This window comes from Pontibacter rufus, from assembly GCF_015694705.1.
In the GTDB taxonomy this organism is placed as follows: domain Bacteria; phylum Bacteroidota; class Bacteroidia; order Cytophagales; family Hymenobacteraceae; genus Pontibacter; species Pontibacter rufus.
Map to the genome: position 1 here is coordinate 456,808 of NZ_JADQDR010000001.1, position 25,088 is coordinate 481,895.

General features: G+C 50.0%; 18 protein-coding genes. 11 read left to right on the forward strand and 7 right to left on the reverse strand.

What is annotated here, in order from left to right; translation table 11 throughout:
- Positions 1-66: 66 nt before the first annotated feature.
- The 3 genes from I2I11_RS02045 to I2I11_RS02055 all read left to right on the forward strand — a co-directional run bounded on the left by I2I11_RS02045 (position 67) and on the right by I2I11_RS02055 (position 5,207).
- A complete protein-coding gene (locus I2I11_RS02045) occupies positions 67-978 on the forward strand; it encodes an ABC transporter ATP-binding protein (protein ID WP_196265991.1) in 912 nt (303 codons plus the stop codon).
- On the forward strand, positions 971-2,311 hold the full coding sequence (locus I2I11_RS02050) for an ABC transporter permease (protein WP_196265992.1): 1,341 nt from the start codon (positions 971-973) through the stop codon (positions 2,309-2,311). The genes I2I11_RS02045 and I2I11_RS02050 overlap by 8 nt, the downstream gene beginning before the upstream one ends.
- Positions 2,312-2,603: 292 nt before the next feature.
- Positions 2,604-5,207: a M1 family metallopeptidase gene (locus tag I2I11_RS02055; protein ID WP_230679831.1), complete on the forward strand. Its 2,604-nt coding sequence runs from the start codon at positions 2,604-2,606 to the stop codon at positions 5,205-5,207.
- A gap of 204 nt (positions 5,208-5,411) precedes the next feature.
- Here I2I11_RS02055 and I2I11_RS02060 read toward each other — a convergent pair whose 3' ends face one another.
- Positions 5,412-5,762 (reverse strand): HesB/IscA family protein, encoded by a 351-nt coding sequence (locus tag I2I11_RS02060; RefSeq protein WP_196266453.1) that lies wholly within the window; start codon positions 5,760-5,762, stop codon positions 5,412-5,414.
- 158 nt (positions 5,763-5,920) lie between these two features.
- Here I2I11_RS02060 and I2I11_RS02065 point away from each other — a divergent pair, with 158 nt between their 5' ends.
- The gene (locus tag I2I11_RS02065; RefSeq protein ID WP_196265993.1) at positions 5,921-6,454 is read left to right on the forward strand and encodes a DUF7935 family protein; all 534 of its coding nucleotides are present in this window, start codon (positions 5,921-5,923) and stop codon (positions 6,452-6,454) included.
- 248 nt (positions 6,455-6,702) lie between these two features.
- On the opposite strand, the gene I2I11_RS02070 is transcribed toward I2I11_RS02065, so the two are convergent.
- From I2I11_RS02070 to I2I11_RS02085, 4 genes are all read right to left on the reverse strand, one after another.
- Complete coding sequence (locus tag I2I11_RS02070; RefSeq protein ID WP_196265994.1) at positions 6,703-7,791, reverse strand: aminotransferase class V-fold PLP-dependent enzyme; 1,089 nt, start codon at positions 7,789-7,791, stop codon at positions 6,703-6,705.
- Between the two features lie 185 nt (positions 7,792-7,976).
- The gene (serA, locus tag I2I11_RS02075) at positions 7,977-9,869 is read right to left on the reverse strand and encodes a phosphoglycerate dehydrogenase (protein ID WP_196265995.1); all 1,893 of its coding nucleotides are present in this window, start codon (positions 9,867-9,869) and stop codon (positions 7,977-7,979) included.
- Positions 9,870-10,348: 479 nt separating this feature from the next.
- A complete protein-coding gene (gene bshA, locus I2I11_RS02080; RefSeq protein ID WP_196265996.1) occupies positions 10,349-11,485 on the reverse strand; it encodes an N-acetyl-alpha-D-glucosaminyl L-malate synthase BshA in 1,137 nt (378 codons plus the stop codon).
- A 72-nt stretch (positions 11,486-11,557) separates the two neighbouring features.
- Positions 11,558-14,449: a serine hydrolase domain-containing protein gene (locus tag I2I11_RS02085; protein WP_230679832.1), complete on the reverse strand. Its 2,892-nt coding sequence runs from the start codon at positions 14,447-14,449 to the stop codon at positions 11,558-11,560.
- Between the two features lie 484 nt (positions 14,450-14,933).
- On the opposite strand from I2I11_RS02085, the gene mutL reads away from it, so the two are divergent.
- The 4 genes from mutL to I2I11_RS02105 all read left to right on the forward strand — a co-directional run bounded on the left by mutL (position 14,934) and on the right by I2I11_RS02105 (position 19,238).
- A complete protein-coding gene (gene mutL, locus I2I11_RS02090; protein ID WP_196265997.1) occupies positions 14,934-16,781 on the forward strand; it encodes a DNA mismatch repair endonuclease MutL in 1,848 nt (615 codons plus the stop codon).
- Positions 16,782-17,025: 244 nt separating this feature from the next.
- On the forward strand, positions 17,026-17,802 hold the full coding sequence (locus I2I11_RS02095; RefSeq protein WP_196265998.1) for a rhomboid family intramembrane serine protease: 777 nt from the start codon (positions 17,026-17,028) through the stop codon (positions 17,800-17,802).
- Between the two features lie 9 nt (positions 17,803-17,811).
- On the forward strand, positions 17,812-18,726 hold the full coding sequence (locus tag I2I11_RS02100) for a rhomboid family protein (protein ID WP_196265999.1): 915 nt from the start codon (positions 17,812-17,814) through the stop codon (positions 18,724-18,726).
- A 5-nt stretch (positions 18,727-18,731) separates the two neighbouring features.
- A complete protein-coding gene (locus I2I11_RS02105; RefSeq protein ID WP_196266000.1) occupies positions 18,732-19,238 on the forward strand; it encodes a barstar family protein in 507 nt (168 codons plus the stop codon).
- Positions 19,239-19,514: 276 nt separating this feature from the next.
- On the opposite strand, the gene mdh is transcribed toward I2I11_RS02105, so the two are convergent.
- Both mdh and tilS read right to left on the reverse strand, forming a co-directional pair.
- Positions 19,515-20,456 (reverse strand): malate dehydrogenase, encoded by a 942-nt coding sequence (gene mdh, locus I2I11_RS02110; RefSeq protein ID WP_196266001.1) that lies wholly within the window; start codon positions 20,454-20,456, stop codon positions 19,515-19,517.
- A 154-nt stretch (positions 20,457-20,610) separates the two neighbouring features.
- Entirely contained in the window at positions 20,611-21,939 is a 1,329-nt protein-coding gene (gene tilS, locus I2I11_RS02115; RefSeq protein WP_196266002.1) for a tRNA lysidine(34) synthetase TilS, read from the reverse strand.
- Between the two features lie 182 nt (positions 21,940-22,121).
- On the opposite strand from tilS, the gene I2I11_RS02120 reads away from it, so the two are divergent.
- The 3 genes from I2I11_RS02120 to I2I11_RS02130 all read left to right on the forward strand — a co-directional run bounded on the left by I2I11_RS02120 (position 22,122) and on the right by I2I11_RS02130 (position 25,083).
- Positions 22,122-23,756 carry an OstA-like protein gene (locus I2I11_RS02120; protein WP_196266003.1) on the forward strand — a complete coding sequence of 545 codons (1,635 nt, stop codon included), beginning with the start codon at positions 22,122-22,124 and terminating at the stop codon, positions 23,754-23,756.
- Between the two features lie 75 nt (positions 23,757-23,831).
- Positions 23,832-24,656 (forward strand): outer membrane protein assembly factor BamD, encoded by an 825-nt coding sequence (locus I2I11_RS02125; RefSeq protein WP_230679833.1) that lies wholly within the window; start codon positions 23,832-23,834, stop codon positions 24,654-24,656.
- A gap of 97 nt (positions 24,657-24,753) precedes the next feature.
- Entirely contained in the window at positions 24,754-25,083 is a 330-nt protein-coding gene (locus I2I11_RS02130; RefSeq protein WP_196266004.1) for a DNA-directed RNA polymerase subunit omega, read from the forward strand.
- Positions 25,084-25,088: the final 5 nt, after the last annotated feature.

Genomic DNA, 25,088 nt, shown 5'->3' on the forward strand with positions numbered 1-25,088 from the left:
GGCGAAATATATTTGTCTGATGATCAGGATAAAGCTATTTTTGATAGAACCAAACAGTCATCAGCTTTGAGTATCCTAAAGATAGACGGCGTATCAAAAACCTATGCCAGCCACACAGCGCTCGACAACGTCAGCTTCGAAATTCCGGCAGGCTGCATCTTTGGCCTGCTGGGGCCCAACGGCGCCGGCAAAACATCGCTCATCCGCATCATCACCCAAATTACGGGAGCTGATACCGGCGAAATATACTTTAAGGGCGAGCGCCTGAAACCCGGTCACATCAAAGATATCGGCTACCTGCCCGAGGAGCGTGGCCTGTATAAAAAGATGAAGGTAGGGGAGCAACTGTTATACCTGGCGCAACTCAAGGGCCTGAGCAGGCAGGACGCCACGACGCGCCTCAAGGCCTGGATCAGCCGTTTCGAGCTGAAGGAATGGGTAGGGAAAAATATCGAGGATCTGTCTAAAGGGATGCAGCAGAAAGTGCAGTTTATCGCCACCGTGCTGCACGAACCCGCTCTGATTATACTTGATGAGCCTTTCTCCGGCTTCGATCCCATTAATGCCAACCTGATTAAAGACGAAATCCTGAGCTTGCGGGAGCGCGGCGCCACCATCATCTTTTCTACCCACCGCATGGAATCGGTGGAGGAGTTGTGCGACAACATTGCCCTGATAAACCGTGCGCGTAAAGTGCTGGACGGCCCAGTGAAGGAAATTAAAAATACCTATAAAACAGATACATTTCAGATAATCGGCAACGGCCGTTTACTTATCACCTCACCCGACTACGAGGTGCTGGAGCAGCATGAGAACCATGGCACCTTCCGGGCTAATGTAAAGCTGCTGAACGGCTCCAGGCCCAACGACCTGCTGCGTTACCTAATCGAGCGGGTGGAAATACACTCGTTTGTGGAACTGGTACCAAGTATAAATGATATTTTCATCCAAAAAGTAACGGAAACACATCATGTCTAAAATCTGGCTGATTATCCAACGTGAGTATCTGACACGCGTGCGCAAGAAGAGCTTCATTATTATGACGTTGCTGACGCCGGTGCTGCTGGCAGCCTTTATGGTGTTGCCAGGCCTGCTGATGACCATGTCTGACAGCGCAGAAACAGTGATGGTGCTGGACGAAAGCGGCCTGTTTGCCGGCAAACTGGAGGGCAAAGATGACCTGAAACTGGTGCCGCTTGGCGGTTCGCTGGAGCAGGCCAAGGAAGTATACCGCCAGACCGACAACACGGCGCTGCTCTACATCCCCAACATTACACTCGATAACCCAACGGGTATCAAGGTGTTCTCGAAGAAGAATACCAGCCTGCAAACCAAAATACGGCTGGAGAATATGCTGGAAAAAGAGGTGGAGAACCAGCGCCTGATTGCCTCCGGCCTAGATCGGGAAGTGCTTAAGAACATGAAAGCCGATATTTCAGTATCCTCGGTAAACCTGAGCGACGAAGGCGAAAAAGACAACAATGCTTTCGTAACCTCCGGCGCAGGCATTATGGGCGCTTTTGTCATCTACTTTTTCATCTTTTTGTACGGCGTGCAAATTATGCGCGGCATTATAGAGGAGAAAACGAGCCGCATTGTAGAGGTTATCATATCCTCTGTAAAGCCTTTCCAGTTGATGATGGGCAAGATTATAGGCATTGCTGCCGTAGGCCTGACGCAATTCCTGCTTTGGGTTATACTTTCGTTTGTGGTGGTTTCGGGTGTGCAGGCGGCTTTTGGCATAGAACCGGCACCTACGCCGGCCCAGCAAATTGTATCGGGGCAGGCAGCAGCCGGAGCGGAAGTAGACAACGAAACGACAGCGCAGGAAAAAAATGAAGCTTCGCAGATAATGACGGATACTTTTAACGCCATCGGCAACCTGAACATACCGCTTATTGTAGGTTGCTTTCTTTTCTACTTCCTGGGAGGCTACCTGCTCTACGGTTCCCTGTTCGGGGCCATTGGTGCAGCTGTAGACAACGAAACGGATACGCAGCAGTTCATGTTTCCGATCACAATACCGCTCATCATTTCGTTTATCCTGTCTTACAGCGTTGTCCTCAAAAACCCGGACGGGCCGGTAGCTTTCTGGATGTCCATTATCCCGTTTACCTCGCCTATCGTGATGATGGTTCGCGTACCTTTCGGTGTGCCTGCCTGGCAACTGCTGCTGTCGATGGCGCTGCTTATACTTGGCTTTATTTTTACGACCTGGCTTGCCGGCCGTATTTACCGCGTCGGCATCCTGATGTATGGCAAGAAAGTGAACTATAAAGAACTGTCGAAGTGGCTGTTCTACAGGGTATAAACGGCTAAGTAATGTGCTGATTGATTAATGTGTACTCATGTGATCTATCGTATGAGTACATATTGATTATGCCTGGTTGATTTTTATAAAACTGTTGAGAAGCGGCAAAAATAGCATTTGATATACTTTCGGTAAAGCGAAGCTGAAATGCCTGCCGGTAAATCTTTTCAGGAAACACAACGTAGCCTTATTTACTTAATCAAAGTTATGACATCTCTTTTACGGACAGGGTAGTGATAAGGTCTGCTGCCCGGACATCGTCGTAGCTTTGAAGGCATTCATTCTCTCATCTATGATAAACTTATACATGAATTACAACAAGATTGCCCTGGCCTTGCTCATGTCGCTGTGCTTTTTCAGCGGCCAGGCCCAAAATCAGCCGCAAAGTACGTCTACCTACGATCAGCACGAGGTTTTTGATCCCTTGTTTTATCCTGCTACCTCCGATATGTACCGATCGGCTGGCGGTGTGCCGGGCCCTAAATACTGGCAAAACGAGGCAGATTACAAGCTGAATGTTGTTCTGGATACGGCCCAGCATCGCATAAGCGGCACTTCCCTCATTACTTATACCAACAACAGCCCTGATCAACTGCCTTTCCTGTGGCTGCAGGTAGACCAGAATATTTACCGCGAAGACTCCAGAGCCGAAGCGACCAGCCCCGTAACCGGCGGGCGTTATGCAAATAAGTCCTATACCAATGGAAACGAGATTAAGTCAGTTTCCATCGTGAACAGGCGGAAATCAGAAAAAGTGGACTACGTGGTGACGGATACACGCCTGCAAATAAAGCTGAAAGAAGCCTTAGAGCCCGGCGATAAAATCACCATCAGCATAGAGTATGCTTTTACTGTGCCTGAGTATGGTACCGATCGCATGGGCCGGCTGAAGACAAAGAATGGCTGGATCTATGAAATCGCCCAATGGTACCCGCGCATGGAAGTATACGATGATGTGTCGGGCTGGAACACGCTTCCATACCTGGGCGCCGGGGAATTTTACCTGGAGTATGGCGATTTCGATTATACCATTACGGCGCCTGCAAACCTGGTGGTGGTTGGCTCCGGAGAACTGGTTAATCCGAAAGACGTGCTGACGCCCACAGCCCTCGACCGGCTGGAGACAGCGAGGCAGAGTGAAAAAACAGTTTTCATCAAGAATTCGGCAGATGCAGCGGGCCAGGTGTTGCGCACAGACAAGGGAATGCTGACCTGGCATTTTAAATGCAAGAATTCGCGCGATGTGGCCTGGGCTGCTTCTAAAGCCTTTTTATGGGATGCTGCCCGCATTAACCTGCCGGGTGGCAAACAGGCGCTGGCACAATCGGTATACCCTGTCGAAAGCGCGGGAGACAGTGCTTGGGGACGTTCCACGGAGTATGTAAAACGGGCCATTGAGCTGTATTCCGATAAATGGTATGTTTACTCTTATCCTGTGGCGACCAACGTGGCCGGCATTGTGGGCGGCATGGAATATCCGGGCATCGTATTTTGCAGTTATAAAAGCCAGGGCAGCCGCTTGTGGGGCGTTACCAACCATGAGTTCGGGCATAACTGGTTCCCGATGATTGTGGGTTCCAACGAGCGCAAGTATGCCTGGATGGACGAAGGCTTCAATACGTTCATCAACGATGGGGCTACCGAAGCTTTCAACAATGGCGAATATTACGAGGCGGAAGACGTGCAGGAGGGGGCCAGGCAAATGTTCGGCGCCGGGGCCGATGCCATCATGAACATTCCGGATGTAATACAAGCCGACTACCTGGGCTATGCGGCCTACAACAAGCCTGCCCTAGGCCTGACTATTCTGCGCGAGCAAATACTGGGTGAAGAGCGCTTTGATTATGCTTTCCGGAATTACATAGACCATTGGGCATTCAAGCATCCGACACCCTGGGACTTCTTTCATGCAATGGACAATGCTGCCGGGGAGGATCTGAGCTGGTTCTGGAACGAATGGTTTATGAACACCTGGAAACTGGATCAGGCTGTTACAGATATTGCGTATGTGGCCGGCGATCCGGCCAAAGGCGCTCTGATAACGGTTGAGAATCTTGGCAAAATGGCGCTGCAGGTAACGGCGCTGGTACAGGAAGAGAATGGGAAATCAGATACAGTCAGGCTGCCTGTAGAGATATGGCAGCACGGCAGTACGCGGACCTTCCCCTACAAATCATCTTCTAAGATAACGTACGTTACCCTCGATCCCGGCCATCGCCTGCCGGACATCAATCCGGGTAACAATTCTTTAAGCGCCATTCCTGTAGAAAAGGGCATTACAGCCAGTACCGTCATAAAATCATACCTGGACGCGATAGGTGGTGCTGCTAAATTAAAAAATGTACAGGATGTAAGTATAACTGCTGCCGGTAAGGTGCAGGGTGCAGATTTAGTGTTAGAGAAAAAGTACATCATGCCCGATAAATTTTTCGAAAGCATCACCATACCTGCCTATAACATGAGTTTAGTGCAGGTACTGGTTAACGGAGACAGTGTTAACTTTCAGACAAGGAACATGAGCATTCCGCTGGACGAAGAAACAAAAAACCAGCTGAAGCTGACCAACAAGCTTTTTCCTGAACTGGACTATACGCAGAAAGGGTACAGCTTACAATTGGCTCCCGTGCTTCAGGTGGTGGATAAAAAACTGGCTTACCTGGTTACCGTTACAACACCCCAGGGCCTGGAAGTGAAGAATTATTATGATGCGGAAACAGGTTTAAAGATAAAACAGACAGCAGAAACTCCCGATGGGCTAGCCGTTACAGAGTGGAGCGACTACCAGCCTGTTGCTACAGGTATTAAAATACCGTTTACTGAAACAAGCTCCGGGTTTGAGTTCAAAGTAAAAGATGTAAAGATAAACAGCGGGCTTTCAGCGGCTTCTTTAAAATAGAGATTCTCCTTTTGGCAGAAATATACTTGCTGATAGCAAAAGGCCGACCTTAACAGGGCGGCCTTTTGCAATTCAGTTAAGTAAGCAAATGGTAAGGTATTGGTCTTTCGGAGACGTGGCAAACCACAACGTTTAAGGTATAAAAACAACAAAGCCCGGCATAACTGCCGGGCTTTGCATATCTAAAGAGAAAGAAGTTGCTCTTTAAGCGGAGAAAGAACTGCCACAACCACAGGTACTTTTCGCCTGCGGGTTGGTAAACGTGAAGCCGCGGGCGTTCAGACCATCCTGAAAATCAACCTGCATGCCCAGTACATACATGGCGTGCTTCTTGTCCATAATCAGGTCTACGCCTCCTTCTAAATGGAAGATTTCATCTGTTTCCTTTGGTTTGTCGAAGCCAAGCAGGTACGACATACCGGAGCAGCCACCGCCCTGCACGCCTACGCGCAAGCCGTATTCTTCGGGCACATTCTTTTCCTGCATTATATTTCTAACCTCAACCAAAGCTTTTTCTGTCAGGGTAATAGGAGCGGTTTTAGTTTCTGTTGCCATCATTATGCTGTTCATTATTTGTAGCCACAAATTTACACATTTCTCAGGAAATATACGTGTGTGGCCGTCTTTTGTACTTCTTAAACAGCTGGTATGCGTAAATGATTCATGCACCGGAAATTAATTTTTTGCGATATTTATACTTTCAAAGCACAACTATGGAGCAACTCCTCATTTTTATCATAGACCTTTTAAAGATTGCCCTGCCTGCCCTGATTGTGGCCGCAGCGATGTATTACCTTGTAAAAAAGCATTATGAGCGCGATTACCAGATGCGCCTGCTGGAACTGCGCCAGAAAAATACAGAAGTGGTACTACCGATACGCCTGCAGGCCTACGAGCGCGTGGTTTTGTTGCTGGAGCGCATTACGCCCAGCAACCTGCTGCTGCGCGTGAGCGCCGCAGGCCATACTGCTGCCGACTATCACCGGGTGCTGCTCTCCGAAATACGCAACGAGTTTAACCACAACATGTCGCAGCAGGTATACATGACGGAGCAGGCCTGGCAGCAGGTAAAACACGCCCGCGAAGACATGGTGAGCCTCATCAACAAAACTTACCAGGAACTGCCCGAAGGCGCCCGGGGCACCGACCTGGCCAAGCGAATTCTGGAAACGGTGCTTGCCACAGAGCAGGACCCGACAGCCCGTGCCATCAGTTTTGTAAAGCAGGAAATAGGACAGGTGTTTTGAGTTGGAGAGTTAAAGAGTTAGAAAGTTAAAGATTTGAAGAGTTAGAGAGTTATTTGCGGTCTATCACCTCAAATTTTCAGTCTGATTTAGGAGCATCGTGAAGTATATGCATTTCCATCTTTCCGCGCGTTCAGGTTTATTGAAAATGGGGAAGAACAAGGCTTCAACTTTTATCTTCCCCATACTTCTTCAACCCTTTAACTCTTCAAATCTTTAACTTTCTAACTCTTTAACTCTCTAACTCAAAGTTACCCAAACAGTTCTTCCAGCTTCTCTACCAGCTTTTGCATCTGTTCGGGGCTGTGGGCCGGGAAATTGGCGATGCGAATCTGGCTTTCCTTATACTTGCCGTAACCGCTGCCCAGTGCCAAATCATACTTTGCCAGCTGTTTGTTTACTTCTGAGGCGGGCACCGTGGTGTTCGCTACAATGGTAGTAGCAGAACGGTGCTGCGGGTTTTGCACAGCAGCATCGAAAACCTTGCTGCGTTGCAGGTAAGTATAAACCTGCGCGGCTTTCTCTTCTGTTTCTTTCCTGATTTGGGCAACACCTTTGCGGTTCATGTCTGCCAGCACCTTGCCCAGCAGGTAAATGTTCAGCACATTAGGCGTTTCGGCAGTCTGGTTTTCTCGGGATTTCTGCACCATACCTGGCAGGCTGTGGTACGAGCCAATGGAGTCGCCGTCCGCAAGTATGGCTTCGGCTTTTGCCACGCAGCGGTCGTTTACAAGCCATACGCCCAAACCGGCCGGCAGGCCAAAGCATTTCTGCACCGAAAAGTATACCGCGTCTACCTTGGTAAAATCAAAAGCCGGATGCGGCAGCGACGATACGGCATCTACAAAAATCAGGGCATCCGCGGGCGCTTTTTCCCGGAACCGGTTAATTTCTGCCACTGGCATGCTGGTGCCCGAGCTGGTTTCATTCTGGATAAGGGCTACCAGTTCTGCCGTTTCCGGCACTGTTATACTTTGCACGTCAAAACCCTCGCCAAACGGCGCTTCATACTTGGTAGCTGTGCGGCCCAATTCCTTTGCCACCTCATAAAAGCGCTTCGAGAATGAACCGTTTACCAGATGAAAGCTCTCCTGCCGCACTGTATTCTGAATAGCCCGCTCCCAGATTTCGGTGGCTGAGCCCAGAAACAGCACCTCAAAGTTATCGGGCAGTTGCAGCAACTGGCGCAGTCCTGACACAGCATGGGCGTAAATATCCTTAAACTGCTGGCTACGGTGCGAGATGCTGCCAATCTTTTCATCGAGGGCCGTTTGCATATGCTGTGGCACGGTGGCGTATAATTCTGACGGGCCGGGGGTGAAGTATACTTTGTTGTTCATGCTTTATGATGATAAGGCTGTCATTCAGACGAAAAGAGAAATCTATTTCAGATTAATTTAGGAAAGGCTAAAAGTACCAACTGCTCTTTCGGATTGCAAATCCAAAAGAGCAGTTGGTTCCTGTTTAATGAGACTGCCCCTTATACTACCGGGGCAAGAGCACATCAATCATCAAACCATCAAAATTAATAAAGTATGCGGAACTTAATGGTATGAGCCACCTGTCGCATGTCGTTGATTACCTGCTTGTCGTATGCCTTGTCGATGTCGGTGATGACGTAGCCTACGCGCTCGTTGGTTTTAAGGTACTGTCCCAGAATGTTAACATGGTTGTTGGCCAGCACCTGGTTGATGTTTGCCAGCACGCCCGGCACATTGGCATGTATGTGGATGAGGCGGTGTGCATTTTTGAGTTCCGGCAGCTGGATGTTCGGGAAATTAACACTCTGGTATGTATTGCCTGAGTTGATATAATCCATGATGCGGTTGGGCACAAAGTTGGCAATGTTTACCTGTGCTTCGGATGTGCTGCCGCCAATGTGCGGCGTAAGTATCACGTTGGGCAGATTACGGAGCTCGCTTACAAATTCCTCTTTGTTAGTAGCCGGTTCCTGCGGAAACACATCTACAGCGGCGCCCCGTATTTTTCCGGATTTCAGATTTTCCACCAGTGCTTCAATGTCTACCACGTGGCCACGGCTCAGGTTCAGGAAAAGAGCGCCTGGCTTCATGGCGGCAAACTGTTCTGCGCCAAACATATTTTTGTTTTCCGGGCGGCCATCTACGTGCAGCGTTACCATATCCACTTTCTCAAGCAGCTCGTGCAGGGTATCGCATTTGCGGGCATTGCCCAGTTGCAGCTTCTCTACTACATCGTAATAGTATACTTCCATGCCCATCGCCTCGGCCAGCACCGACAGTTGCGCTCCGATGTTGCCATAGCCTACAATGCCGAGTTTCTTATCGCGTACTTCGTAGCTGCCCGTGGCTGATTTGTCCCACTTGCCCTGGTGCATCTTAATGCTCTTGTCAAAGATATTACGGCTCAGCATAATAATTTCGCCTATAGCCAGCTCCACCACGCTGCGGGTATTGCTGTAAGGGGCATTAAATACCGTGATGCCGGCTTCCAGGCAGGCATTCAGGTCAATCTGGTTGGTGCCGATGCAGAAGGCGCTCACGCTCATGAGGCGGGTGGCATGCTCCAGCACTCTGCGCGTTACGTGCGTTTTGCTGCGGATGCCCAGTATGGATACTTTCTGAATCTGCTCACATAATTCATCTTCGCTCAGGGCGCCCGGCAATGCGGTTACCTGGTAGCCTTCGCGCTGGAACAGCTCAACGGCTTTGGGGTGTATGTTTTCCAGCAGCAGTACGCTGATGCGGTTTTTGGGATAGGAGATAGACATAGGTAGTTTGTTCTGGTATAAAAATTCATCAAAGCTGGGGGCTATGTGCTCGGCCTTGGCAATTACCTTTTCGCGCGCTATGTTTTCGGTGAACGCGTAGAACTTGTTGGCCAGGCCTGCCTCTTTAATTTCATAGTCAGTATAACCATCGCCCAATACGTATACATCACCGGACAGCGCTAACTGCTCCAGCAGCTTTATCTTGCCTTTGTCCAGGCTCAGCACATTTTCCTCGTCAAAGCCAACGATGTTGCCCTGTTCATCAAACCGGAAAGTATTGGCATATACGTTTTCTGCCTTAATGCCATACTCTGTTACGATAGGCGTAATAAATTCTTTGAAACCGCTGGACACAATAAAAATCTGATCGGAGAATTCCGTCAGGAATTCTTTGTTGCGGCGGATGGACTCGGATACCTTGTTATGGAGGTGACTGATAAGCTGCGGCAAATGATGCTGGTGTGCTTTAAGCAGGCGCAGGCGTTGGGCAAGCCCTTCGGAGAAGGAGCTCTCACCGGCCATGGCGCTGTCAGTTAACTTTTTAACCTGTTGCAGCGCCTGCTCTTTGTTGGGGTCACCTTGTAATGAAATATCCCCGAGTTCGTCCAGGGCCTCTACCTGTGTAAATGTACTGTCAAAATCAATGATAAAGTATTTGTCTTTGCTCATGGTCTAAAATTAGTGAAATATCGCGGAAGCTATACCTATCTCTTTGTAACTCAGTCCAGAGAAATATGGCATGCCAGGCTGCCGGCCTACAGTTGCAAAAAACTAACCGCGTAAAGTTACCGCTAAAGTAAGATTATACTTTTAAAATGTAAGCTTTTAAAAGCTATCTTTATTGCCAGTTTAGTAAAAAACAACCTGTAGTTTTATTGTAGTAATGAAATTGCCCGCTCTGAAGAAGAAATTTACTATAAATAAGGCAGGAAAGAAGACCGGAAGATTTCTCTTACAGAACGCTGCAATGGTGGGAGAATGATGAACAACGGATTTGCGACGCCTGATGGCATTGGTGTAGGGCGTGGTTGGATGAAAGCTTCTGAACGACATTAACGATTAACCCAGGTTATAGAAAGCATACTTCCTGACAGGCATCAGGAAGTATGGAATCGGATTGCCAGGAGCCTTTGTATCCTGATTACCTGCTATAGCAGGACGGGTTGCGCATCGATGGTTTTGATGTAGAGTGCCTCGTAGCGCGGAACAATTTTATCCACATCAAACTCGCGGGCGCGCTTCAGGGCATTCTCCTTAAAGACGGGGAGGTTAGCGTCATCGAGCACAAACAATGCATTTTTCACCATCTCGTCCACCGCGCCTATCGGACTCACAAAACCGGTTACGCCATCGATGTTGAGCTCAGGTATACCGCCGGCATTGGTAGAAATAACGGGCACCTCGCAGGCCATCGCCTCCAGGGCAGCCAGGCCAAAGCTTTCTTTCTCTGACGGCATCAGGAACAGATCGGCAATAGAAAGCACCTCTTCCACGGCTTCCATTTTACCCAGAAAGCGCACATCCTGGCAAATCTCCAGCTGGCGGCACAGTTTCTCCATTTTGGGGCGTTCGGGGCCGTCGCCTACCAGCAGCAGTTTGCTGGGGATATGCTCGCGCACTTTGGCAAATATCCGGATCACGTCCTGCACGCGCTTTACTGTCCGGAAGTTAGAAGTATGTACCAGCAGCTTCTCGTTGTTGGGGCTGATAGCCATCCGGAAATGCTCCTTTTTCTGTCGCTTAAACTTTTCGAGGTTGATAAAGTTGGGAATTACTTCAATGTCTTTCTCTATCTGGAAGTATTCATACGTTTCCTGCCGCAGGCTTTCTGAAACCGCCGTTACGCCGTCCGACTGGTTGATGCTGAACGTAACTACGGGCTCAAACGAAGCGTCTTTGCCTACCAGCGTAATATCGGTGCCGTGCAGCGTGGTGATGATGGGGATGTTGATGCCCTTGGTGCGCAGGATCTGCTTGGCCATGTAAGCTGCCGAGGCGTGCGGGATGGCATAATGTACGTGCAGCACATCCAGCTTCTCAAACCGCACAATGTCTACCATTTTGCTGGCCAGCGCCAGCTCATAAGGCGGATACTGAAACAGCGGATAGGAGGGGATGTATACTTCGTGGTAAAAGAGGTTCTCGTTGAAAAAATCAAGGCGCGCAGGCTGGCTGTAAGTAATAAAATGCACTTTGTGGCCTTTCAGCGCCAGGGCCTTGCCCAGCTCCGTAGCCACTACGCCGCTCCCCCCGAAAGTAGGGTAACATACTATACCGATTCTCATAGTTATGATTCTGTGTAAACAACAAGTGCAGCCCATTGTGGCGGCTGCACCTGCTAAACTACTAATTATGTTTTATGTTTTAGGAATAATGGCTTTATACACTACGTCGTGTATCCGAGTGCGGATGTTATACTTTACAAGTTTGTTATTGCCTGCATCCGGGTACACCCTGTTGGAGAGGAAGATATAGATGAGTTTGTTGTCGGGATCTACCCAGGCGCCGGTGCCGGTAAAGCCGGAGTGGCCGAAAGTGCTCATAGGCGCCAGCGCAGATGTCGGGCCGCCTGTTTCCGGCTCCGGTTTGTCCCAGCCCAGGCCACGGCGGCTGCCCTTAAACTGCTTTTTCGAAAACTCTGTTACTACATCAGTGCTGAAGTAGTCGTGGCCGCCATAGTTGCCGTTCTGTAGGTTCATTTGCAAAAGTATGGCCAGGTCGTTGGCGTTGGAGAACAGGCCGGCGTGGCCTGCTACGCCGCCCAGCATGGCCGCGCCCGGGTCGTGCACGGTGCCCCGGATCAGGTTATGCCGGAAGTAGGTGTCTTCTTCTGTGGGTGCTATGGCCTCAATTGGGTGGCTCAGCAGGGGTTTATAGCCCATGGTACGCAGGCCCAGCGGCTCATAAAAGTTCTGATCCATAAACTCATCCAACGGCTGATTCAGTAGTTTTTCAGCCACGCGCTTCAGCACATAAAAATCAAGGTCGCTGTAAGTATAAGGATAGCCTTTGCCGCCTTTGTTGTGTGGCAGCATTCTGGATTTCACCGTCCAGGCCCATACCGAGTCCTCCATTGTTTTTGTAGAGAAAATTTCGGGCGTTACCTCGTTGGGGAAATAATCTGTCTGGGTACTGGCATAATACATAGTTTTTGTTTTAACCGATGCCAGCGTTTTTTGCCAGTTAGGCAGCCCAGGCAGCAGGCCGGCCTGGTGCGTGAGCACATCGCGCATAACGAGTCCCGCCTTGTTGGTGCCTTTCAGTTCCGGTAAATAAGTGGCTACTTTGGCGTCAAGGTCAATCTTGCCCTGATCTTTCAGGAACATAATGGCCTGCAGCGTGGCTGCTACTTTGGTAATAGAAGCAATGTCGTAGATGGTGTTGTTGGTAACAGGCTTTTCCTTGTCGTAGGCATAATAGCCGTAAGATTTATTGAAAATCACGGTGCCATCCTTTACCACCAGCACCTGGCAGCCGGGGGTAGCGGCATATGCAATGGCCTCCAGGGCAATGTTGTCAATCTGCTCTAATATTTTGGAGTTCATGCCTACGCTTTCGGGAGTGCCATACTTCAGCCGATCCAGAGCCGGTGTTGTGAGCCCCATACCTGCTTTATACCTGGCAGAGGCGGTGACGGGCAACTTCCCTCTGGCAGCGCGTGCGCCAAAAAGCGCCTGCGGCACCAGTTCCTGCGATACAGGGTTATCTTCGTAGCCGCACACCAGCCACTTGCTGTCCTCAAAAAACTTCAGGCTATACGCATTGCCCATCACCACTACCACTACTTTCTTGTCTGTGCGCTCCTGCAGGTACTTTATAAAAGCTAGTGTGCCCACCCCTATGCCAAAATCTCTGGAAGGTGTCAGGTTCATGTTGTGGATGCTTACTACAACCACATCGTTATTTTTCAGCTGCGGAATGATTTCGAAAAATGCAGAATCCGGGGCAAAACGGTTGGGAATGGTAAATTTATCTACAGGTGCATAGTTACGAAGCGTCTCCTGGAAGGTGTTCTCAGCCGGCACACCAATAGCGACGGAAGCTATATGCAGCGTGTCAAGGTTGCGGAAGGGCAGCAGGCTGTCACTGTTTTCCACTACCGTAACGGAGTGCTCATACAGTTCTTCCTGAATGACGTTGCTGATAGGCCTGTCCAGATCCTCCTTCAGTCCGGTTAAATCGATAGGTTTATACTTGCTCAGGCCGGCCCAGTACTTGGCATGTAGTATTTTCCGCACATGCTGCTCTATCTCCTCCTTGCTTACCAGCCCTTTGGCAATGCCCTGCTTTATTTTAGTTATAGCCGTTGGTACATCTTCCGGAAAGAGCAGCACATCATTACCGGCTTTCAGTGCCAGCATATCGGCCTCTCCCGTTGGATAAAAGTTGGTAACACTTTTCATGTTCAGGGCATCGGTGAAAATGAGGCCTTTATACTTCATCTTCTCTTTAAGAAGGCCGGTTACCAAGGGGCGGGAGAGGGTAGTAGCCAGATTTTTTGTCGAGTCGATGGAAGGAATGTACAGATGCGCTACGATTACGCCCATCACGCCGGCCTCAAACGCTTTCTTAAAGGGGTATAGCTCTACATCAGTGAGGCGCTTGAGGCTGTGTTTTACCACCGGCAACGCCAAGTGCGAGTCGGTATCGGTGTCGCCGTGGCCGGGGAAGTGCTTGGTAACGGCAATAATGCCATGATCCTGCAGGCCTTTGATATAAGCGATGCCGCGCCTGGTTACTTCTTCTTTAGACTCGCCAAAAGAGCGGCTGCCGATAACGGGGTTAGCGGGGTTCACATTCACGTCCATCACCGGCGAAAAACTAACGCTGATGCCCAGGCGCTTCATCTTCAGGGCTATCTCGCGGCCCATCAGGTAAATGTATTTTTCATCATCCAGCGCACCCAATGTCATCTGGCGGGCAAAGTGCGTGCTGCTGTCCAGGCGCATATCCAGGCCCCACTCGGCATCCATGGCAATCAGCAGTGGTACTTTGGCGCCGGCCTGGTAGCGGTTGGTGAGTTTGGCCTGGCGCACAGGCCCGCCCTGCATAAACATCAGGCCGCCAATGCCGTAGCGCTGCACCAGTGTATCCAGCTCCTGGTAATGATTTTCGTCTTTGTTGGAATAAGCGGCCACCATAAACAGCTGGCCCAAGCGCTGATCCGGGCTAAGGGAAGCATACACACTGTCTACCCAGCTTTTCTCCTTTTCATTCACGACCACCTCATCCGATGACTTTAAAGACATCAGTGGTCCCATCGAGAAAATCACTGCTAGCAACAACCCTAAAGTAAAACGCTTCAACATCCTGGCGCTGGTATTTTATAATTGGAACAACCCGAAATTAAGCCTAATTTTGTGAAAGGCAATACGGCAAAACAGCCTGATTTTAGATGCTGCCGTGCAGCCTCTGCAGACCGGAAATAAAGCTGGGCACCCCCTGACACCTGCCCGGAAACGAATGTGGCACCAGGTATAGCAGCTTTTTAGCAATTGCCGCCAGTACCAGCATCCAGCATACTTTTCCGCAACTTTCCGGCGAAGCAATCAAACAGATACTTCACCGGAATGCCAGCTTCTTTTCGGAACGGGTCTGTAAATTAATAATAAATTTAATTCTGAAAGAGTTCTGTTTTGATAAATTAAAATTAGCAAAAACAGATATTTTGCTGCCTTTAAGTATAAAGGCTGTATCAGAAGAAAAGTATATTTTAAAGCATTTAAAAATCGGATGCCCGACATCATACATTTATTACCTGACTTCCTGGCCAACCAGATAGCTGCCGGCGAGGTGGTACAGCGCCCCGCTTCGGTGGTGAAGGAACTGCTGGAAAATGCCATCGATGCCAGGGCCACCAGTGTGCAGCTTATCGTGAAAGAAGCCGGCAAGCAGCTGCTGCAGGTGGTGGACAACGGCATCGGCATGTCCGAAACCGATGCCCGCATGTGTTTTGAGCGCCACGCCACTTCCAAAATCAGTACCACCGAAGACCTGTTTCGCATCCAGACAATGGGCTTCCGGGGCGAGGCCATGGCTTCCATTGCAGCCGTAGCGCAGGTAGAGATGAAGACCAAACCGCATAAGGCCGAAGTTGGAACAAAATTGATCGTGGAGGGCTCAGCCATTATACTTCAGGAACCGGCCGTAATGCCTGCCGGCACATCTGTTTGTGTAAAGAACCTGTTTTTCAACGTACCCGCCCGGCGCAACTTCCTTAAAACCAATGCAGTGGAAATGCGCCACATCCTGGATGAGTTTCAGCGGGTGGCGCTGGCCAACCCGGAGATTGCCTTTACGCTGCACCACAACGACCTGGAAGTGTTCAACCTGCCCGCCTCCAAACTGAGCCAGCGCATTGTGAACCTGTTTGGCAGCAACTATAAAGAGCAGATGGCCTCCTGCGACGAAGATACCACTTTCCTGGCGGTACATGGCTACATCGGCAAGCCGGAGTTTGCCCGTAAAACGCGCGGCGAGCAGTTCTTTTTCGTGAACAACCGTTTTGTGAAGAGCGGCTACCTGAATCATGCCGTCATTACTGCTTTCGAAGGCCTGCTGCCCAAGGACAGCCACCCGTTTTATGTGCTCTTTATTGAGTTGGAGCCTGAGAAAATTGACATTAACGTGCACCCTACCAAAACCGAGGTTAAGTTTGAGGATGAGAAAACAGTGTATGCCATTGTGCATGCTGCCGTGAAGAAAGCCCTCGGTACACACAACATTGCACCGTCGCTGGACTTTGAGGGCGACGTGAACTTCGCTCCGCTACAGCCTATCCGCATACAGGGCGGCTACAACGAGTTCGATGATGAGAAGCGGCATAGCGGCGGCGGGAACAGCTTCGCAGGATTTACAGCCCCGGCGGCATCTCCGAAACGCGCTACATCCAAAGGCTGGGAGCAATTGTACGAGCCCATACGCCAGCAGTCCGGCCAGGAGGAACGTTATACTTCGGCCTCGTCGGGCATGGGCCTGCTGGACGAAGCCTTTGCCACTGAAACGGCTGCTGCCTCTAAAAAAGCCATCCAGATACACCAGAAGTATTTGCTGGTGCAGGTAAAGTCCGGGGTGATGATGATTGACCAGCAGGCGGCGCAGGAGCGCATCCTGTACGAGCAGTATGCGGCCTCCCTGCAAAAGAAAAACGTAATTTCGCAGGCGCTGCTTTTTCCGCAAACCCTGCACCTGTCAGCGGGCGATGCGGCGCTGGTGAAAGAACTGGCGCCGGAATTTCGGGACATGGGCTTCCAGTTCGAGGATTTTGGCGGCAACAGCATCATCCTGAATGGTATACCTGCGGACATACAGGCGGCCAACGAGAAAGAGCTGCTGGAAGAGCTGATGGAACAATACAAAAACAATGCGGTTACGTTAAAGCTTGATAAGCGCGAAAACCTGGCCCGCGCCATGGCCAAACGCCTGTCTTCGCGCCTGCAGCCCCGCATGACGGATCTGGAGATGAACGCACTCGTAGACAAACTCTTTGCCTGCCAGGTACCTAATTACACACCCGGCGGACAGAAAACGCTCGTTATCATGGAGCTCAGCCAGTTGCAGGAGCTTTTTCTGAAGGGTTGAGTTTAATTGTTGTTATCGGGAATATAAGTATAAAATCGGACAGAATTAATCAGGTGTCCTGACTTTCATAATTCTGTCGTCCTGAAAGAATCTTGTGCATGGTTAGCAGGAAACTAAATAAGATCCTTTCAGGATGACAGAATGTAAAAATCTTCGCTTTATTTTTGTCTGCTCACTTACACGCACAAAAAGTATAAATACTGTTGATAGCAGCGATATTATACTTTAACAAACGATAAAAAGCATGTTCAACATCACCCCTATGGTCCGGAATATCCTGATCATAAACGTAGTTGTCTTTCTGTTGCAGGGTTCCCTGATTCCGGTGGGGCAGTTTGCGCTGTATCATTTCGGCTCCGAGTTTTTCAGGCCGTACCAGTTCCTCACACACATGTTTATGCATGGCAGCTGGGGGCACCTGTTCAGTAACATGTTTAGCTTTTTTATATTCGGGCCGCTGCTCGAGCGCTACTGGGGTGCTGAAAAGTTTCTGATGTTTTACCTGATTTGTGGCTTGGGAGCCAGCGTGTTGTACTCCGGTGTACGCGCTTACGAGTTACATGACCTGCGGCAGGAAACGGCGCAATACATGGCCAACCCCTCGCCGGCAGCTTTCAGTAATTACATGGACGAGCACGTGCAGCCCGGCTATGGCCGCGAACTGGCCGTCGCTTTCCAGCGAAATGAGGACAACCCGCAGTACGTGCAGGCTACCAAAGAAGAAGTAAGCGAGGTATATAATGCCGTTTTCAACAGCCCGATGCTGGGCGCGTCCGGCGCAGTGTTTGCCATCCTGATGGCTTTTGGTATGCTGTTCCCGAACCTGGAACTGATGCTGCTGTTTTTACCTATTCCTATCAAAGCCAAATACTTTGTGCTGCTCTACGGGGGCTTTGAACTATACTCCGGCTTTAACCGCATGCCCGGCGATAACGTAGCACATTTTGCACACCTTGGCGGCATGTTGTTTGCGTATATACTTGTAAAATCGTGGCAACGAAATAATTTTCAGCAACACTAGCAGATCATAATGAGCATTTTTGAAGATATAAAGGATTCTTTCCGGCAACCCAATAATACGCTTAAACAGCTTATACTGATCAACGTGATCGTGTTTGTGGTGCTGATTGTGCTGCGGACAATCCTGTTTATTTCAGAGAACTCCGGCCTGTACAATGTACTGATGCGTTACCTGGCCCTGAACTCGGAACCTACATACTTTTTTACACACCCCTGGACGCTTTTTACTTACTTCTTCACCCACGAAGGCTTTCTGCACATTCTCTTCAACATGCTGAACCTGTACTGGTTCGGGCAGCTGGTGCGCGAATACCTGGGCGATAAAAAATTGCTGAGCCTGTACATACTCGGCGGTATTGCCGGTGGCGTGTTATACATGCTGTGCTATAACTTTATACCCTACTTTGCCGACAGGGCGGCGGTTTCGCTGATGATTGGGGCCTCGGCCAGCGTGCTGGCGGTGGTGGTAGGCGCAGCCACGCTGCTGCCAAACTTCTCCTTCAATCTCATCCTCATCGGGCCAATCAAAATAAAGTATATTGCTGCCTTTCTGGTGCTGCTTTCCATATCCGGGGCTGTGGGCGACAATGCAGGCGGTAACCTGGCGCACCTGGGTGGCGCGTTGGTGGGCTGGATTTTTGTGAAACAACTGCAGCGCGGCAATGATATTGGCAGGCCGGTACATGCCGTCACCGGTTTTTTCAGCAGGCTGTTTACGCGCCGGCCCAGGCTGAAAGTGACCCATCGGCAAACCGCGTATTCAAGAACAGGTAGCAGCGGCAGCGCTTCCTCTTCTGCCGGTTATCCGGGCAAACCCAGCCAGAGCGAGATAGACCGCATCCTTGATAAAATCTCTACCTCCGGTTACGAAAGCCTCTCTAAAGAAGAAAAACAGAAGCTGTTCCAGGCCAGCCAGAAGGACTAACAAGTATGGCTGCTTTCAAAAACGAGCCGGAAGAATGGCAACGGCCGGACTGGATGATCCTCCGCAACGGCTGGGTCAGCCTCTATTCCAAACCTGAGTTTTTGCTCATAGACATGAGCTGGTTCCGGAACCAACGGTACAGGGTAATGGAGTTCGATTGCGCCACCTGGAAAGATGATGAAGCGCTTCATGCAGATCTGAAGCGCAGGTTCCGCTTCCCCGATGCTTATGGCAATAATTTGAACGCGCTGAAAGACAGCCTGGCGGAAGTATCAGTGCCGGGTGCCGGCCTGGTTGTGGTGCTGCATCACTTCGATGCGGTTGAAAAGAAAACGGCCCAGGCTATACTTGAGGTGTTCGCTGAAAATGCCCGTTTCCACCTGCTGCTCGCAGAGAGAATCATAACGTTGGTTCAGGTAGATGATGCGCAGGTAAAGTATGATGCCGTGGGTGCCACGCCTGTATTCTGGAACAGGTATGAGCTGTTGCCACTGCCCGGAGAAAAAGCATAAGTATAGCGGACCTCGTGGTGTGCGCAGCTCCCGCGAGCGTCTGGGGTATTAGCATCAGTGTTTACAGGATTAAACGATTTTTAAGATAGCTATACTTTAGAATAAGAATCCAGCTTTAGTATTTCAAAGATTTATACTTCATGCATCCTGAAATCCTGTGAAATATCTAAAATTCAGACACACGCGGGAGCTGCGCACGCCACGAGGTCTTGTGTAAACCAACAGCGGCGCTCCCTTTTGGGAGCGCCGCTGTTGCATAATCAATAAGTATAAAGCTTAGGCTTTGCTGGCGTTGATGTTGTCCAGCGCATCCATTACTTCTTTTACGTGGCCGCGCGAAGTCTCCAGCAGTTGCTTTTCCTCGTCGTTCAACTGCAGCTCGATAACTTTCTCGATACCGTTTTTGCCAAGTATAACCGGCACGCCCAGGTATACGCCGTCCATGCCGTACTCGCCTTCCAGCTTTACGCAAACGGGGAATACGCGACGCTGATCGCGCACAATGGCTTCCACCATCTGGGCAGCCGCAGCACCCGGTGCATACCAGGCCGACGTACCCATCAGTTTCACCAGTTCGCCGCCGCCTGTTTTGGTACGCTCGATAATGGCATTCAGTTTATCTTCTTCAATCAGTTCAGTTACCGGGATGCCGCCCACGGTAGTATAGCGGGGCAGCGGCACCATCGTATCGCCGTGGCCACCCATCAACACGGCCTGAATATCTTTTGGAGACACATTCAGGGCTTCTGCCAGAAAGGCTCTGTAACGGGCAGTATCCAGGATACCGGCCATGCCTATTACCTTGTTGCGCGGGAGCTTGGAGGCCAGGTGCGCCTGGTACGTCATCACATCCAGCGGGTTAGATACCACGATGATGATGGCGTCCGGCGAATATTTTACCACATTCTCCGTTACAGACTTCACGATGCCGGCGTTGGTCGAAATAAGGTCGTCGCGGCTCATGCCTGGTTTGCGGGGCAGGCCGGAGGTAATTACCACCACATCAGAGCCGGCAGTGCGGGAATAATCGTTTGTGACGCCAGTGGTGCGGGTATCATATAAGTTGATGGGTGCTTTTTGCCAGATATCAAGCGCTTTGCCTTCAGCAAAACCTTCTTTAATATCCACTAAAACTACTTCGTTCGCGATTTCGCGGTAAGCCAGCACATCAGCGCAAGTTGCGCCAACATTACCTGCTCCAACTACAGTTACTTTCATTGTCGGATATGCTTTATTTTGGTTTGAAAATCGGTTATCTGCGGTAAATTTAGGAAAATTCTGTTGTGATAAGACAGATGTTAGACATTAGATGTCAGATACTAGACTATAAATATCAAGACACTTACAATACACAAAGTCTAACATCTAATGGCTAGCGTCTGTGTAAAGTTATCTCCACCACCTGCTGCGTTTTGTCGGTAACTTTGTAGCGGTTATCCAGGCGCTGGCCCACCACCCAGGCTACCGACTGGTCAGATACCAGCACCAGGGTCTGGGGTTTCAGGTTGGCAGGTACTTTCTTATCTATCAGGAAATCGCTTATTTTCTTTTTGCCGTTCATGCCCAGGGGCACAAACCAGTCGCCTTCCTGCCAGGCACGCAGCTTCAGCGGAAATTTCAGCTGCTCCGCATCCAGTGCGGCCACATGGGGCTTGGTGTTGAGCTTGTACGCATCAGCGGCCACATACTTTATCGTGAAGTATAAATTGCCCGCTTCGGCTTCTGTGTCGCCCTCCTGTATAAGTATACTTCCAAAGCTGTTCAGGTCGCGCGGCGTGAGAACGAGCTGGTCGCGGTCTTTTACCAAAGTATGGGTAGGCGAGAGAAATTCTTTACCTGAAATGCCCTCCAGCGCTGCTACCAATTCCAGCACCACCGTGTAGCTAAAATTAAACGGCCGCAGCAACTCGTGCAGCACCACCGGCAAACCCGTAGCATTGCGCAGTGGTAGTAGCGAGATGTAAACGGCATTTTCTGCTTCTTTTATACTTTGTTCCCGCAGGTTTTCGATGTATGCGTCCACAATGGCTTCGGCATGGCTCACGCGTTCGGCTGTGTGCAGCATTGTTTCCTCCAGGCTGGGATTTATCTCTTTAAGTACCGGAATCACCTCATGCCGGATTTTGTTGCGCTGGTATTTGGTGGTTTCATTGGAGCTGTCTTCGCGCCAGATAAGCTTTTGGGTTGTTACCAGCTCGTAAATATCATCTTTGGTGACAGACAGCATGGGGCGGATGATGTGCCCGTTTTTAGCCGGGATGCCGTGCAGGCCTGCAATGCCGGTGCCTTTGGTGAGGTGCAGCAATATGGTTTCGGTTGTGTCGTTGCTATGGTGGGCGGTAGCGATATAGTCGTAGCCTTCCTGCTGGCGCACCTGCTCGAACCAGGTATAGCGCAGCGTGCGGGCAGCCATCTGTATCGATAATTTTTCCTGTTCGGCAAAGGCGCGGGTGTTAAAGTTTTCGGTAAAAAAAGGCACCTCATACTTTTTGGCCAGCTTTTTGACAAATAACTGATCCGCCTCGGCATCTTCGGCGCGCAGCCCGAAGTTGCAGTGTGCGATGGCAAAATCATACTTGAGCTGGTGCAGCACTTCGCAAAGCACTACCGAGTCGATGCCGCCGCTAACGGCTGCCAGTATTTTGCTGCCGGGCTGGCAGAGTTGATGGGCTTGTATAAAATCTGAAACTTTCTGTAGCATAGCGGCAGCTGGTATTTTTTTGTAATTTTGAAAGTTTAAAAGACGTTAGATATTGGAAGTTAGACTTTAGATTAACCTTAATCTGCAGGAGGGTTGGCAACTATCATTTTGACAAGCAAATCGATACAACTTCTTCAGAAATGTCTAAAATCTAATATCTAGCTTCTAACATCCAGAAATAAATGAACAGCACAAAACTACTGTTTTCTCTTGTCTTTACCCTGGTTTCGCTGTCGGTTTTCGGGCAGCAGCAACCTGAGCAGCCGCAGCTGCAAACAAACCAGGTAATGCTTTTGCCGGGCAGCGACTCTATTGTGGGCGGTGTTTTTAACGGGGAGAAAGTAAATAAAGTATACGGCAAGGTAGCCTTCAGGCAAAAGGAAACATACTTGTATGCCGATTCGGTGTACCAGTACCGCGACCGCAACGTGCTGGAAGCCTACGGCAACGTACGCATCAACAACCAGGCGGATACGGTGACCATGACGGGTAATCAAGGTACGTATAACGGCACCACGCGCACAGCCAGAATGACCGGTAACGTGGTGATGAAAGATCCGCGTATGACGCTCACCACGCCCAGCCTGGATTACGACATGAACACGCGCACAGCCGTTTATACCGAAGGCGGCACCATCGTAGATCCTGAAAACCGCCTGCAAAGCCAGCGTGGTTCCTATAATACAGCGACTAAGATGTTTACATTTCAGCAGGACGTGAAGGTGTTCACCAAAGACTACAACATCACGGCCGAGAACATGCAGTACAACACCGGCAGCAAGATTGTATACTTTCAGGGGCCTACCGTGATTAAAGGGCAACAGGGCGATTTGTATGCCGAAGAAGGTACCTATAACACACTGACTAAAATTTCCAACTTTGGCCGGAATGCCTACATCCTGACACCCGAATACCGCCTGGGCGGCGACAAGCTATACTACGACCAGAACCTGGGCTATGGCTTTGCGCAACAGAATGTAACGCTCAAATCGCTGAAGGATAATATTACGGTACGAGGGCAGGAGGGCCGCTACTGGCGTGAGCGGGGCGTGGCCAAAGTATACGGCAACCCGGTAATGGAAACCGTAATGGACAACGACACGCTGTACATGGCAGCCGATACGCTGGTGTCACGCGAGGCGAAAACGCCGGGCATGGCAAGTTTGCTGCTTGCTTACCATGATGTCCGGATCTATAAAAAGGATTTGCAGGGGAAATGCGATTCGCTGAGCTATAACCGCACCGACTCAGTGATGTACATGAACCAGAAGCCCGTGCTCTGGAACGATAAAAGCCAACTGGTGGGCGATACCATCCGGATGCACCTGCGCAACAAAACCATCGACAAACTATACCTGTTCAGCAACGCCTTCATCACCTCCGAAGACACCATACAAAACTACAACCAGGTGAAGGGGCGCGACATGGTAGCCAGTTTTCAGGAAGGCGATATCCGGCGTGTGGATGTGAACGGCAATGGCGAAAGCATCTACTTTGCGCTGGAAGGCGATACCGTTGTTACGGGCATGAACAAAGCCATTTGCAGCAACATGGTGCTTAAATTCGGGGATAATAAGTTGAAGACAATCTCGTTTCTGATACAGCCCGATGCCAGCTTTATTCCGCCGCACGAACTGCAGGAGGACCAAAAACGGCTGGAAGGGTTTAGCTGGCTGGCCGACCTGCGGCCTACCAAAGCCGCTGTGCTTGGCAAGCGGCCCCCGGCCGAAGCCAAACCGGCCACCGCCGCAGCCAAGACTCCTACCGAGGGCGAAGCGCCCGCCAAGGCTGAAAAGCCTGAAAAGAATAAAAAGTAGCCTGCCGGGGCCACGGCAGCAAGTATAAAATTACGGTTTGTAAATCACGCAGATATTCCATAATTTTGCCCGTTCATGACTAGAGGCTTAATCCACACTATTGCCCTGATCGGCATGCTGCTTATTGCGGCTGGTTGCAGCAACTTCCAGAAGCTTTTGAAAAGCAACAACGTTGACGAAAAGTACAAGGCTGCCCTGCAGTACTACGAGAAGGGCGACTATTACCGCGCAAACCAACTGTTGGAGCAGGTGTTGCCTTTGATGACGGGCAGACAGGAGGCAGAGCAGGCTAAGTTTTACTTTGCCAACACCTACTTCGAACAGGGCGATTACCTGTTGAGCGCTTTTCATTTCAAGAGCTTTTATGATACTTACCAGCGTAGCCCGCTGGCCGAGGAAGCTTTGTTTATGCAGGCCAAGTCGCTTTATAACCAGGCACCTACGTATGAACAGGATCAGACCAGTACGCTGACCGCGCTGGAGGCACTGCAGGAATTTCAGGTGCGCTACCCGGACAGCAAACTGAATGCTGAGGCAAATAACATGATTGATGCCCTGAACATGAAGCTGGACAGGAAGGCCTTCGATAACGCAAAGCTATACTATCAAATCCGGTATTACCGTTCGGCTGTGGTTGCCTTAAGTAATTTTATACAGGAGCATGCTTCGTCTCCTTACAGCGAGGAAGCTGCCTTTCTGCGACTGGATGCGCAGTATAAGTTTGCGCAGGAGAGTGTAACCAGCAAGCAGGAGGAACGCTATATGGAAGCAATTGCTTATTACCAGAGCTTTGTAGAACAATATCCTGACAGCAAGTACAAACGCGAGGCAGAGCAGATATACGACGATGCCCTGGCAGAGCTGGAGAAAGTTAAAAAACTAAATCAGGCAAATTCTTAAGTATAAGTAGGGAGATACATTAAAACGACGTTCTTCTGTTTAACAAAGGCCTGCATAACAGGGCTTCATCTTTAAATTTTCAAATCTATTTAAATATATGGCAAACGTTCCATCATCTATCGTTACCCGCAACATGGCCGATTTTGCAAAGCAAACCGGCAACGTGTATAAGTCTGTGGCTGTGATTTCTAAAAGAGCAAACCAGATTTCTGTGAAACTGAAGGAGGAGCTTAATTCCAAGCTGGCCGAGTTTGCCACAACCGTGGACAACCTGGAGGAGGTGTTTGAGAACCGCGAGCAGATAGAAATTTCGAAATACTACGAGCGCCTGCCCAAGCCTACCAACCTGGCAATTGAGGAGTTTCTGGATGGCGAAGTTTATTTGCGCACGCCGGACGAAAATCAGCAGGAAGAAATCAACCTGTAACGCTG